We start from the raw sequence: 14245 nt of genomic DNA on the forward strand, positions 1-14245 counted from the left end.
TGTAATTTGACTAAGAATGGCAGTTGCAGAGATACTTCGTCGGAGTTTTCAGAGCGGTAGTGCGTTTGCCCTACCATTATTCATCTTGCCTTGTGATTTGGTCGGTCTATGTTGCCAGTTCCTGCTGCGAATATCGTTTTGCCTGCCATCCATCCGGCGGCACCTACTCTGGCCTATGAGAAGTTAGAGCAAGGCAAAAATTACTGGATTGTCGATGGCGTCCTGCCGAATGCGCAGGAAGTTGCCGAGCGTTGTTTTGCGCAACCGGCCTGGGAGTATGGCTTGCCGTATCAGCCCGAATCGTGGCCGGGCATGCGTTTTCATGGCGCGCTGTTGCCGGATGAGTTGCAAGCGCTGGAGCAAACAGTCAAGACACTGATAGGTAAAGATAAAATCTGGATGGAACAGCCACCCGGCGGCTTACGACTCGATTGTAATGTGGCGCAATTAGTCGGTGCCACCGAAAGTAGCTCGCATCCGCATACCGACAGCCGTAGTTTGTGCCGTTACGCCTGTGTCATTTACCTTAGTCCACAACCCGATCCGGCCTGTGGTACCAGTTTTTGCCGCCTGCGCTATCCGAACGGTGCCATGGGTGGCAATCTGGTGTCTGCACCTTACAATAATCTGCTCGATGCACTCAAGGTGCGTGGCTTGCCGATTGAAGCCTGGTATGAAGACCTGAAAGTAGAGAATGTGTTTAATCGCATGCTCTTGTATAAGGCTAACCTGGTGCACTGCGCTACTGGTTATTTTGGTAAAGAACTGCGCGAAAAGCGCCTGACGACGGTGTTCTTTTGGATGGCAGAAGATTAGATATTCTGATTTTCTCTGCGCAATGCGCATGCGGCCTGCAGGGCGAAATGCCGCCAGCAGGCGCATGGTGCTTACGTCTAGCTTTTGGGGGGCTGCTAAGTGCGGCAGCCTGCGTCGCAAAAGCCGCCAATCGCCCGCAAATAGCGCGCCCGCCTTGTCTCAGATCGATTAAACTAATGAGCTATTTTTTTGAACGTTCAGCTTGCCTACGCAACAGTAGCGCTGTCGTCATCACTGTCTTCGTTTCTTCTATATTTCTATGACCCCACAGCCCGATCTGTACGATCTCTCGGCACTCAGCTCCGAGCAATTTCCTCTAGTGTATGCGATGGCACTGTTTGACGCACCTCTCAGTCAGGCTGCCTTTCTGGAGTTGTTGCACAGTCATCATCAGCCCGATAGCGAAGGCTCGCCTTACACGTCTGTGCTGATTAAGGAGTGCCTGAGCAGCCTATGCCAAAGTTTGCTGGTGCGTCAGGAAATAGGTCTGGGTTATGTGCTGCGCGAAGATCTGCGGATGGCGGTTTTATTGCATTTGCAGCAGACCGGCACGATCAAGAGTTGGGTTAAGAGCGTGCGCGATTTGCTCAAGCGGCATGGCGAGTACCGCCAGTGGAAACCGTTTAACGTGGCCTTCTGTCGCCGGGAGGTGATGTTTTCGGTGCTGGCATCGAATAATCAAGAGGTGATGGAATGGCGCGATAAATTCTATCAGTGCCCAAGTAACGAACATATTCCGCCAAGTACGGTCTTTTTCGCAAACGCTGATGGACTAGCTTTGTTTGCCACGTTGCATCCTGTCAGCCAGGATTTGATGCTCAGTGATTTGCTGGTGGTCGCCAACTGGAAACTCAGCGCCTGTACCACGGCGTATCAGTATGCTTGTCAGCATGCGCCTACGCATCTGAAATCCTGGCCCGGCACCCTAGTGCTGCTTTGCCTGCAAGCCCAATTGCGCGGGGATTTCCAGCAATTATTTGACTTGCAGCTGGGGCTGACTGAGGCACAACAGCAAGAGAGTATGTTTGTCACGGCGGTGCTGCGCGGCGAGTTCGCTGCCGCGCTGGAGATCTCCGAGATACTCATTAAAGTACGCAAAGCGGAGACCGGTAAGCGCAAGATTTTCATCGCCGATTTACCCGGCTTGTTATATACCGTGACATTGTTGGCGACCAATACCGCTGCCAGCTTGAAGCGCGCCAAAGAACAAGTCGATGAGGGCGTCCGGCATCAAAATGCCTTTGCCTATTTGTTTTTACAACCACTGGTGCATCATCTGGCACTGGGCGTACCGCTGACCAGTCCACAAAAATTTATTCGGGTAGAGCGCGACGTCGATGGCTTGTTTGAAGGTCTTGCGCTGTATTGGCAAGATGCGCCTAAAGACAAAAAAATGCACGACAAGCTAGTCGATTTACGTGCCTACTGCCAACGCTTGGGTTACCAATGGGTGGTGGCTGAGCTCGATGTCTTATTGCAGACCCAATACGGTGATGCGCCTTTGCTGCCAGATTGGCATGCTGCGCATCAGGTCAAGCCGCTGCTTGGCGCTTTGCACCGGGAAGAAACCTGGCAGCGCGCCTTAACCGCCTTATCGCAACTTAAATCCGGTGCCGCAGTGGTCGCCCCTAGCGGCAGCGACGTGCGTATCGCGTGGCTGCTGGAACTGCAGCATGGTTTGGTTCAACTTGATCCGCGTGAGCAAAAACGTAGTGCCAAAGGAGTCTGGAGTAAGGGTCGCGCCGTCGCACTGAAGCGTCTGGCGCAGGAGCAAGATAGCCTGCCCGGCATGAGCGAGCAAGACAAGCGCCTGGCTACCTGCGTGCGCAAAACCTATGACAATTACTACGGCGGCAGCGAGTACGAGATGTCTGCCGAAAAAGCCCTGACGTTTTTGGTCGGCCATCCTGCCGTGTTTTGGTCAGATGCACCCGATGTGCGTATTGACATCATCAAAGGTGAGCTCGCCTTGCAACTCAAAGAGAAGGGCGGTTTGATTAGCTTGCAGCTAGACCCACCTATGATGGCAGACGCGGTCGTCAGCTGGCGCAAAGAAACCCCGACGCGGCTGGCGGTGTACGCCTCCAGTCCCGAGATCAAACAGATCGCCGGCATTCTCGGGACCGGTCTGACCGTACCAACCGCTGCCAAGGCGCAGCTGGTCGACGTGATCGCTGCGATTGCACCGCATTTGTCTATCCACTCAGATTTGCCCGAGCTGGCGCAGCACATCGCCACGATCGCGGCCAACCCCACCTTGTTTGCGCATTTGCTGCCTTTAAAGGACGGTTTGCGTCTGCAATTATTAGTGCGGCCATTGACCGATGGCGGCTGGTTCGCGCCCGGCAAAGGCTCGGCCAATGTACTTGGCGAGCAAGAGGGTAGCCCGGTGCAAGCGAGCCGCAGTTTGAAAGAGGAGGTCAAGGCGCTTGAGCAAGTGATTGCCGCTTGTCCGGCGTTAGCGCAGGCAGAAGAAAACGATCAGGAATGGCAATTGCAAGATCCTGAACTCTGTCTGGAGTTACTCGGACAACTCAAGGCCTTGCCGGAAGCCACGCTAGAATTGGTCTGGCCCGAGGGCGAGCGCTTCCGTCTTAAGGGAAGCCGCACTTTACAGAACATGCGTTTAACCATCAAGAAGCAGGGTGAATGGTTTGTCGCTGGCGGTGAGCTTACTTTAGACGATGGCCGGGTCTTGGCATTGCGTGAGCTGATGCACTTGGCCGAAGGCGCTACCGGACGTTTCTTGAAATTGGGTGACAACGATTATCTGGCGCTGACCGATAATTTTCGCAAACGTCTCGACGAGTTACGCGCCCTTAGTGATTTAGTTGGCAAAGACGGCGTCAGAATTAATCCGCTGGCAGCCCCGGCACTGGCCGAACTGGCGGCCGAAGTCGGTGATTTACAAGCCGATAGCGCCTGGCGCGAACAAGTTGTTAAGCTCGATAGTCTGGCCGATTTTGTACCGACCGTGCCATCGACTTTGCAAGCTGAGCTGCGCGACTATCAGCTGGAAGGCTATCAATGGCTGGCTAGACTAGCGCATTGGGGCGTCGGTGCCTGTCTGGCCGATGATATGGGTTTAGGAAAAACCGTGCAGGCGCTGGCGCTGTTGTTAGACCGTGCGCCGAACGGGCCAGCCTTGGTGGTGGCACCGATCTCGGTGGCGATGAACTGGCAAGCCGAAGTCGCTCGCTTTGCACCGACCTTAAACGTTCGCGCTTACCATAGCAATCGCTCGCTGGCCGATCTCGGCCCCTTCGATATTGTGATCGCCAGCTACGGCATGTTGCAATCGGATGCCGCGGCGTTTAGCGCGCAGCACTGGCATAGCGTGGTGTTGGACGAGGCGCAAGTGATCAAGAACGCCGCCACCAAACGTAGCCAGGCAGCGATGGCCTTGACTGCCGATTTTAAAATGATCGCCAGCGGTACGCCGGTAGAGAATCATCTGGGCGAGTTATGGAATCTATTTCGCTTCATCAATCCCGGCCTGTTGGGATCGAAAGAGCGCTTTGCCGAACGCTTTAGTAACCCGATAGAACGCGGTGATAAACCGGCTCGTCTGCACCTAAAAAAATTGATACAGCCTTTCATCTTACGGCGCACCAAGACCCAGGTCTTGAGTGAGCTGCCGTCGCGCACCGAGATCACTCTGCAGGTAGAGCTCAGTGTCGAAGAGCGCCATCTGTACGAGGCACTCAGGCAAGAAGCTATCATAAAAATTGCCAATTTAAAGACAGGCGATGGCCAATCGCTGCAAGTGTTGGCCGAAATTACCAAGCTGCGCCGTTTTTGCTGCAACCCCAAACTGGTGCTGAAAAACTCGAATGTGGCGGGCAGTAAGTTGGCGGTATTTGCCGATACGGTAGAGGAGTTACTGGATAATCGACATAAGGCGCTGGTGTTTAGCCAGTTTGTCGATCATCTGGCGATCGTACGCGAATGGCTGGATCAGCAAGGTATCTCATATCAATATCTGGACGGCAGCACCCCGGCCTTAGAGCGTAAAAAACGGGTTGATGCCTTTCAGGCCGGGCAGGGGGATATCTTCCTGATTAGCTTGAAAGCTGGCGGAACGGGTCTTAACTTAACCGCTGCCGATTACGTGATTCATCTCGATCCATGGTGGAATCCAGCGGTAGAAGATCAAGCTTCAGACCGCGCCCATCGCATGGGGCAGTTGCGTCCGGTGACGATTTACCGCTTGGTGGCGCAAGACACCATAGAAGAAAAAATCATTGCCCTGCACGCGCAAAAACGCGATCTGGCCGACAGCCTGCTCGATGGAGGCGATGCTGCAGGCCGCATGGATACTGCGGCCTTACTACGCTTATTGAAGGAAAGCGTGTAAGTCATCGCTGTCTAGGATGTCGTGCAGATGCGAGGCTAAATCGCTAGCCTCGTAGTATGGCTTTTTTCTAAAATAGCATGCCGCCAGCGCGCATATTCCATTAAAAAATGCTGATTTAGCGCTCAATCATCGAATCAATGGTGATCGGGCGTGTGTCACGACAATATCATCTTGCTATTGATGCAAGCAACGTATAATGGCTCCATTCGGAGATGACTCTACTGTTTTCGCCGATGAGCGTGCTAGTTCAACTTTCTTTAATATCGCCATCAACCTTCAGGACTCCATCAATAATGTCTTTTCAAGCTCTACATCTTAGGCTGCGCAACATGCTGAGTTATCGCCGCAGTTTGTTACTCGGTGCGATTTTTTTTGCAGTGATGGTGGCGATCGGTGCGATACCTGGTGAGGCGACAGCACTCTCTGCCAGGATACCCGATAAGCTATTGCACTTCGTGGCGTATTCATTTTTGACTGGCTGCATCTTTGGCAGTTTGGTAGGGAGCTTATGGAGCCGATCCTGGCGCAGTATTGTCTATGTAGGCATGCTTGGCGCGCTAGATGAAAACATACAGCGCTTCATGCCTTACCGTAGTTGTGATATTGCCGATTGGGCCTTTGATATTCTGGCAGCGACAGTCAGTGTGCTAATTTTGACCTTGATTCATAAAGTACTTAATCCCGCGCCCGCACCTGAAAAATTGCTTAAAAATATTTAATGCTCAACATAAAAATGCATCAAAGTAATAAATGTTGCAGTGCGGAAAAATAATTGAAACAAAGCAGAAATAAACGGCAAACTCATTACATTTAGTAACAATAAATTAATAAAATAATCACAGTATATTTGTAGGCTAGTTATAATACGCAGCGATTGCCGATAAGGTTTTTAGATGGTGTATGGCCAGCAGGGGTTGGTCGGGTCCTCATCTTACGGGCGATTTTTGCTTGGGAGGGGAGTCACAAATTTTCTTCTCATGTTTATTGAAAAGCACTTTATTTTTATGTTTCTGTTACAAGCTTGTCGTTACCCGCAGCACCTCTATCTGGGTCTAGTTACTTTTCTGGTCGCCTTGAGTGCCAGTTTTTCTGCAGTTGCAGCATCTGATGACGTGTTTTCCCCTTATCTCGATTTCTCGGTGATCCACGAGGATAATTTGCTGCGTTTTCATGACGCCGCAACTGCTCTTGCTGTCACTGGCAGCGATGTGATGGCCGATACCGTCAAGCGTGCTACTGCAGGTCTGCGCATTAATAAAATCATTAGCCAACAAACTCTGGTTGCCGATCTCAGTATGAGTCGCAATCGCTACAACCATTTTAGTCAATACGATTACGCAGGTAAAGATGCCAGTGCCAATTGGGGTTGGCAGTTAGGTAGTCATGTGTCGGGCAATCTGGGTGGCGGTTATACCGAAGGGCAAACCCCGTTTCAGGATTTTAGGACGATAGAGCCGAACATCAATCGCCAGCGTCGTGAAAATTTTGATGCGGCCTGGCAGTTTCACCCAAGTTGGCGCGTGCGCGCTGGCTATAGCCAATATGCGCTGGCCTACGATTTAGCCGTGCTCAAATATAACGACAGAAAACTTGCAACTACAGAGTTTGGCATTGATTTTGTTCAGCCTACCAACAGTACAGTGGGTGTGCAGATGCGCCAAATCCGCGGTGAATATCCGAATAATTTAATCGTCAGTATTTTTTCTGTCGACAATAACTATTCGCAAAATGAGTTTAAAGGCAAAGTCGACTGGCGCATGTCTGAGACGGCGTCAATCCAGTTTCTCGGCGGACTGGTGCGCAAAAATTATGATGCGCTGACTAAACGCAATTTCAGTGGTACCAATTCCAGGCTGGTCGGTAACTGGTCGGTCAGCGCCAAACTCAACCTCAATGTCAACGCCTGGAATGAAGTTGGTTCCAGTAATGATCTCTCCGCAAATTACTCGACCAACCGTGGTATCAGTGGTGGCATGGGTTGGGAGTTAACATCAAAAATCAAGATGGACGCCTCACTCAGAGCCGAGCATAGAGATTATACCGGTGTGTCAGCCGTGACTGGGGCGCAGGCACTGGAGCGTAAAGATACCTATACCGCAGCGAACCTCGGTCTGAGCTATGTGCCGATACGCCATTTGCAATTGAGCGCCTCGATTGCCAATGAGGTGCTGAGTTCGAATTTTGAGCGCAATGGCTATCGCGATAATAAATTGCAGCTTAATGGTCGTTATGATTTGGGACTGGATTAATGAAAACGAGTAATAATCTTTTTGCGGTTGCTCTGCATAACCGTCTATTGGATCCGTTAGTGATACTAGGTAGTCTGTACGCGAGTATGCTGGCCTTTGACGAACGTCTCGATGGTTACTATCTGGTGTTGGGGATCATCACGTTTTTCATTTGTTCTTACGTATTTGAACAAGTCGATCAGCGCCGCTCTTTCGACAAAATAACGCTCTGGACCATCACGCGTGAGATTATTATCGAGTGGATAATGATCGTTGCGGTCATCCTGTTTATGGGTGTGGCGACCGGTCTGGCGTTTCAGTTTTCTGAGACGGTTATCGAAGTCTGGTTTGTACTGGCGCCGATCGCCCTGATTGCCACCCGTGCCACGTTGCAAAAAATAAACGCCAACCTCAACGAGGGTGGCGGCCAGCGTTCTGCCGTGATCGTCGGTGTGAACGAAGTCGGTTTAAAGCTGGCACGTCGCACCTCTGAATATCACAACGTGGATATCAATGTGCATGGCTTTTTTGACGATAGAGATATTTCGCGTCAAAGCTCGGCAGAAAAAATTCAGCCTTTGGGTGGCATGGCTGATATCGCTGCCTATGTGCGTCAACATAACATCAACATTATTTATATTAGTCAGCCTATCTCAGCGCAGCCACGTATTTTGCAATTGCTAGAAGACTTGCAAGACACTACCGCGTCGATTTATTTTTTGCCAGATATTTATGTGTTTGATCTGATACAGCCGCGCTTTGATTATGTCGGTGGCATGCCAGTAGTGGCTATCTGCGAATCACCGTTTACCGGTATTGATCACATCATCAAACGCCTGAGCGACATCGTGCTGGCATCCGCAATACAAATCTTATTGCTGCCTATCATGCTGTGCATCGCGCTGGCAGTAAAGCTCACTTCACCTGGTCCGGTTATCTTCAAGCAACGCCGTTACGGCTTAGATGGCGAAGAAATTATGGTGTATAAATTTCGCTCGATGGCGGTATGTGACGATGGCGACAATATTGTGCAAGCCACCAAGGGTGATCTACGTGTGACTAAATTGGGTGGCTTTTTACGTCGCACTTCTCTCGATGAGTTGCCGCAATTTATCAATGTCTTGCAAGGGCGTATGAGTATCGTTGGGCCGCGTCCGCATGCGGTGGCGCATAACGAGCTGTATCGCAAGCAAATCAAAGGTTACATGTTGCGGCATAAGGTAAGGCCAGGCATTACTGGTTGGGCGCAAGTGAATGGCTCACGCGGCGAGACCGATACCTTAGACAAGATGAAGACAAGAATCGATCTGGATCTGGATTACCTCAGACGTTGGTCTCTTATGCTCGATCTGAGCATTATCGTCAAAACCGTGATGGTGGTTTTGAAGCGTGAGAATGCGCATTAGTGCACATTAATGCGCGTCGAAAATGGGTTAAGTTTGCCGTCCGGCAAATAGGAGATTTTTGTTTTTTGTGCAACAATGCGGCTCGCCAAATCAGGAACTCTGTAATTCGCCTGTGTTTGGAATACAGCGCAAGGTGTCAGGGTCTGGGTGTTATTGAATAACAACAGATGTAAAAAATTAGTAGGGCTCTATAAACGCCCTGCAAAGATAAATTTTAAGATCGTTTAGGAGTGAAATTTTGATGCGTACTACAATTAAAATGTCTGCAGCACTGGCTACAGCCACCCCGGGTAAACGACTCTTGTGCAGTTCCTTGATCGCCATCGCTGTGATTGGCCTGTCGGCTTGTGGCAGTAAAGAAAAAGCACCAGGTCAAGCTATCGCTAAAGTTAATGGCGATGAGATTACCGTGCATCAGCTCAATGAAGAATTGCAGCGTCTGGGTGGCCAGCAAGGCGTCACCAATAAGCAAGTGTTAGAAGCTCTGGTCGATAGGCAGTTGATTTTGGGTGAGGCCTTAAAAGAAAAAACCGATAGAGATCCAGCCGTGATGCAAGCGGTAGAGCGCGCCAAGGCGCAGATCTATGTGCAAGCCTATTTACAGAAAAAAATAGGGAACAACGCCAAGCCGACTAAGGCCGACGTCGATAGTTTTTTTGAGAAAAATCCCGATCTGTTCACGCAACGCAAACAGTACGATTTAAAAGAATTGGTGATAGAAACTAAAAACTTCAGTCCTGAGTTGAGCGCGATGATGGATTCCGCAAAATCATTGGATGAAGTCGCTGTGTGGTTAGAATCAAAAAATATCCAGTTCACAAGAGCGCAGATTTCACGCACCAGCACCGATCTGCCAGCCGAGATGATTAAATCGCTCAAGGCCATGCAAAAGGGGCAGTTATTTACCATCAAAGAAGGTGGCCGTAGCTTGCTAGTGTCGCTACACGAGATTAAAGATGCAGCGGTAACGGCCGCAGTCGCAACGCCGCAAATCGAGCAATTTTTGATCAGCAAAAAGAATAAGGAAGCCAGCGAAGCCGAACTGGCGCGCTTGCGTGCGACTGGCAAGATTGAATATCTGAATGCAGAAATCATTAATAAAGGGCAGCCAGAAAATGCCGCTCCAGCTTCTGCAGCGCAAGCAGTGCCTCAAACAGTAGCGCCGGCTGCAGCTGCAAGCACAGTCGGAGAAGCCAAGCCGGACAATAAGCCTGACGATGCAATCATTAATCGCGGTGTAGCAGGTTTGAAGTAAGCCACAATGACGTACCGCCTTACTCTCAGAGTGCAGTTTAAATAGGAAATTGTCATGATAAAAAAATATTGGATCTCCATAATCGCACTGCTGCTGGCAGGCTTGATGAGCCCAGTTTTTGCTGCGGATGTGTTGTTGGGTGCGGGCGATGTACTGAAAATTACGGTTTACGATCATCCTGATTTGGCCTTAGAGACCAGGGTCAGTGAAGCCGGAAGCATTTCTTATCCTTTGATCGGGCAAGTGACAGTAGGCGGCATCTCTTCTGCCGCGGCGGAGAAAAAAATCGCCAGTCTGTTAGAGGGTGGTAAGTTCATCCGCAATGCGCAAGTGAATATTATCGTTACCGTGATGCAGAGTCAGCAGATCTCTATCCTCGGTCAGGTAAATCGCCCGGGGCGTTACCCGATAGAGGGGCGTCGCAGTGTTCTGGAAGTGCTGGCATTGGCCGGTGGTGTGAATAGCGAAGCGGGCGATACCGCCACCGTAGTACGCAATCGCGATGGTAATTCGAAGAAAGAAGTGATCGATATTCTGGGCATGGTCCAGAGCGGCGATTTGGCCTTGAACTCTGAAGTGTTGGCAGGCGATATCGTCTACGTGGCAAGAGCCCAAAGGTTTTATATTTACGGCCAGGTACAGCGTCCGGGTATGTACCGCTTAGAACGTGGCATGACTGTGTTGCAGGCCTTGTCGGTTGGTGGTGGTTTAAACGCGCGCGGCACGGAACGCGGCATACGCATCAAACGCAGCGATCTGAATGGGGTGATACAGGAGATTCCGGCCAAACACGATGATCTAATTCATACCGATGATGTCTTGTACATACAAGAGAGTTTGTTTTAGTTCTGGGATTGGGCAGTGATAGGGTCGCGATAGCGCTGCTAATGCAAAGTGCTGCCAGCCGCAGCGCATATCCAATAATGCAGTAACCAAGCGCAAATGTGATGCGCTTCATTCAGTTTTGAGAGTAATAAAATGAATTTCACCCAGTTTCTACTTATCTTACGCGCTCGCTACAAGATCATCCTGATTACCTTGCTGGTGACAGTGACGACCACGGTAGCTGTCAGCTTGCTACTGCCAAAAACTTACAAGGCAAGCACCTCACTGGTGCTGAATTATAAGGGGACGGATCCGGTTACTGGCATAACTTTACCCGCGCAATTAATGCCGGGATATATGGCGACTCAGGTGGATATCATTACCAGTCGTCGAGTTGCCTTGAAAGTGATCGAGGATCTGAAGATTGCAGAAGGTGCTGCCGTGCGGGCGCAATTTATGGAAGCTACAGAAGGTAAAGGTACAATCGAAGATTGGTTAGCTGATTTACTGTTAAAAAAATTGGATGTCGTGCCATCGCGTGAGAGCAGTGTGCTTGATTTGATCTATAAAGGAAATGATCCGCAGTTTGTTGCCGCCATAGCCAACGGGTTTGCAACGGCATATCAGCAAGTAAGTTTGCAACTGAAGGTGGAGCCGTCACAAAAAGCATCGAGCTACTTTACAGCGCAGATTAAGTTATTGCGCGAGAAGCTAGAGTCAGCACAAGCAAAACTCACAGCCTATCAACAAGAACACGGCATCGTCAATGCCGATACGCGTCTGGATGTCGAGTCGGCGCGCCTCAATGATTTGTCTAGCCAATTGGTGATGGCGCAAGGGCAGTCGATAGAAGCCGGTTCGCGTCAGCGTCAGGCGCAAGGCAGCAACGGTGCATCGCCTGACGTGATGGCTAACCCTATTGTGCAAAACATTAAGGTGAGCTTATCTATGGCGGAGGTGAAGTTTGCCGATACCGCACAGAAACTGGATAAGAACCATCCGCAATACCTGGCCGCCAAATCTGAAGTCGATAAATTGCGTTCTAATTTAGAGGAGCAAATCAAGTTGGCTAGTAGCGGCGTCGCTGGCAATGCGCATATATTGCAGCAACGCGAAGCCGAAGTACGTGCTGCGCTGGCGGCACAAAAAGCCAAAGTGATGGGGCTCAACGGCGCCCGAGATGAACTCAAAGTTTTGCTCAATGAAGTGGATACCGCTCAGCGCACTTACGAAGGAGCCTCATTGCGCTATAACCAAACCAATATGGAAGGCCAGTCGAATCAAACCGATATCGCGGTGTTAAACCCTGCAATAGCGCCACTAGATCCGGCCGGACCTAGAGTCTTGCTCAATACGCTGGCCTCTATCTTCCTCGGTACCATGCTGGGTCTAGGTTTGGCGATGTTGGCAGAGCTAATGAACCGTCGCGTGCGTTCTGCCGAAGACCTGGTGGAGGCTTTAAAAGTACCGGTGCTTGGCGTGGTTCAATGGGCTGCGCCAAAACGTCCGCGTCGTGGTTTTTTTAACCGTGCTTTAAGAAAAAATTTAAGCGCTAATTGAGTCATGGATCAGCAAATGAACCCGCAAAATCAAGTCAATCCAATTAGCCCGGCTGCCGTAGTACGCCCGCTTAATCCAGCTAACGCCGTGCGTGAGTCAAGTATGGGCCGTATCTTGCTCGATATGGGCAAGATCAAGCCCGAGCATGCTGAGCGCATTTTGCGTCAGCAAAAAGAAAAAAACATGCGTTTTGGCGAGGCTGCGCTTAGCCTCGGCTTAATTACCGAAGCCGATATCCAGCAAGTACTAGCGCGCCAGTTTGATTACCCTTATCTGCCAGCAGGGCAGGGTAATTTTGCGCCTGAACTAGTCGCCGCTTATCAACCATTTAGCCCGCAGGTAGAAACCTTGCGCGCCATCCGTAGCCAGTTAATGTTGCGCTGGTTTGCTACCGGCCACAAAACCCTGGCAATCGCCAGCGTTAATCCGGGTGAGGGTGCCAGCCTGTTTGCCGCCAATCTGGCGGTGGTGTTCTCGCAATTGGGCGAGCACACCTTGCTGATTGATGCCAACTTGCGCCAACCGCGCCAGCATCAGATTTTTAATTTGCCCGGTAAACAAGGTTTGTCTGATGTGTTGGCCGGTCGCGCCGATCTGAGTACTATCGCTAAGGTCAATTCTTTTGTCGATCTGTCAGTCTTGCCAGCCGGGACTTTGCCACCGAATCCGCAAGAGTTAGTCAGCCGCAGCTCTTTTGCTAATCTAAGCGTCAGTGTAGAGAGCCAGTTTGATGTCGTCATTTACGACGTCTGCGCCTTTTCTGCTGGTGCTGATGCATTGGCAATCGCAGCTCGCGCTGGTGGTGTTCTGTTGGTCGCGCGTAAAAACACCACCAGTCTGGCCGACATCAGTGCAGTGGCTGACCAGTTGAGGCGGGCTGGTGCTGAGGTCGTTGGGTCTGTCATGGTTGAGTTCTGATGAAAATGGCTTTTAATTCTAAGGTCGCCTCAATTTGGTGGCCGATTATTGTTGGAATGCTGGTACTTTTCGTACCAAGTTTTTTCGATTTAATAAATGGTTTATGGGCTACCGAGGGGTATGCGCATGGTCCTATTATTTTATTGCTTTCATTTTGGCTTATTGCCAGACAATGGCCACGCATGATGGATGCTCGTGCGGGATCAAATGGATCATTCGTCGGGTGGCTATTCTTTGGCTTTGGTTTGTTGCTTTACATTTTAGGCCGGAGCCAAGATGTTTTGATACTTGAAATTGGATCGTTCATCGTTTTGTTGGTTGCCATTGTGTTGGTATTTTTCGGCAAACGGGCGTTCAAAGCGCAATGGTTCCCATTTTTTTTCATGTTATTTATGATCCCTTTGCCAGGGGATATTGTCAGTGCGGTTACCTTGCCCATGAAGATGGCGGTCTCGTATATGACCGAACATATTTTATTCTGGCTTGGTTATCCCATTGCTCGCACAGGTGTAATTTTGCAAATCGGGCAATACCAACTACTGGTTGCTGATGCCTGTGCAGGGCTGCAAACCTTGCTCACACTTGAGGCGCTTGGACTATTTTATCTAAATGTAGTGCGCCATACGGCAACTTTTCGGAATATAGCCCTTGCGCTACTTATTATTCCAATTTCTTTTACTGCCAATGTTTTTCGAGTGATTACTTTAACGCTCATTACATATCATTTTGGTGATGCTGCTGGCCAAGGATTTTTACATGGGTTCGCCGGAATGCTTTTGTTTGTGAGCGCATTACTCTTAATCATTGGATTTGATACTGCCCTTCAGTCAATTGATGGCATTCGTCAGCGCCGTGCACAGGTGCTTACTGGAGTTTAATG

The 14245-nt window shown here is 50.2% G+C and carries 10 protein-coding genes; all 10 read left to right on the plus strand.

The features are described from left to right. Positions 1–108 precede the first annotated feature (108 nt). On the plus strand, positions 109–816 hold the full coding sequence (locus tag ACO0K8_RS13905; protein WP_422947250.1) for a DUF6445 family protein: 708 nt from the start codon (positions 109–111) through the stop codon (positions 814–816). Between the two features lie 259 nt (positions 817–1075). Continuing rightward, the gene (locus ACO0K8_RS13910) at positions 1076–5173 is read left to right on the plus strand and encodes a DEAD/DEAH box helicase (RefSeq protein WP_422947251.1); all 4098 of its coding nucleotides are present in this window, start codon (positions 1076–1078) and stop codon (positions 5171–5173) included. 329 nt (positions 5174–5502) lie between these two features. After that, positions 5503–5892 (plus strand): VanZ family protein, encoded by a 390-nt coding sequence (locus ACO0K8_RS13915; RefSeq protein WP_422947252.1) that lies wholly within the window; start codon positions 5503–5505, stop codon positions 5890–5892. 285 nt (positions 5893–6177) lie between these two features. Beyond that, positions 6178–7422 carry an XrtB/PEP-CTERM-associated polysaccharide biosynthesis outer membrane protein EpsL gene (gene epsL, locus ACO0K8_RS13920; RefSeq protein ID WP_422947253.1) on the plus strand — a complete coding sequence of 415 codons (1245 nt, stop codon included), beginning with the start codon at positions 6178–6180 and terminating at the stop codon, positions 7420–7422. Then, positions 7422–8807 carry an undecaprenyl-phosphate glucose phosphotransferase gene (locus ACO0K8_RS13925; protein ID WP_422947254.1) on the plus strand — a complete coding sequence of 462 codons (1386 nt, stop codon included), beginning with the start codon at positions 7422–7424 and terminating at the stop codon, positions 8805–8807. Before epsL ends, ACO0K8_RS13925 begins: the two co-directional genes overlap by 1 nt. Positions 8808–9066: 259 nt before the next feature. After that, positions 9067–10062 (plus strand): EpsD family peptidyl-prolyl cis-trans isomerase, encoded by a 996-nt coding sequence (locus ACO0K8_RS13930; protein WP_422947255.1) that lies wholly within the window; start codon positions 9067–9069, stop codon positions 10060–10062. Between the two features lie 54 nt (positions 10063–10116). Further along, positions 10117–10908: a polysaccharide export protein EpsE gene (gene epsE, locus ACO0K8_RS13935; protein ID WP_422947256.1), complete on the plus strand. Its 792-nt coding sequence runs from the start codon at positions 10117–10119 to the stop codon at positions 10906–10908. A gap of 132 nt (positions 10909–11040) precedes the next feature. Then, positions 11041–12447: a chain length determinant protein EpsF gene (epsF, locus tag ACO0K8_RS13940; protein WP_422947257.1), complete on the plus strand. Its 1407-nt coding sequence runs from the start codon at positions 11041–11043 to the stop codon at positions 12445–12447. Positions 12448–12462: 15 nt separating this feature from the next. Beyond that, on the plus strand, positions 12463–13365 hold the full coding sequence (gene epsG / locus ACO0K8_RS13945; RefSeq protein ID WP_422947258.1) for a chain length determinant protein tyrosine kinase EpsG: 903 nt from the start codon (positions 12463–12465) through the stop codon (positions 13363–13365). Next, the gene (xrtB, locus tag ACO0K8_RS13950; RefSeq protein WP_422947259.1) at positions 13365–14243 is read left to right on the plus strand and encodes an exosortase B; all 879 of its coding nucleotides are present in this window, start codon (positions 13365–13367) and stop codon (positions 14241–14243) included. The genes epsG and xrtB overlap by 1 nt, the downstream gene beginning before the upstream one ends. Positions 14244–14245 lie beyond the last annotated feature (2 nt).

Source organism: Undibacterium sp. Ren11W, from assembly GCF_049340485.1.
In the GTDB taxonomy this organism is placed as follows: domain Bacteria; phylum Pseudomonadota; class Gammaproteobacteria; order Burkholderiales; family Burkholderiaceae_D; genus Undibacterium.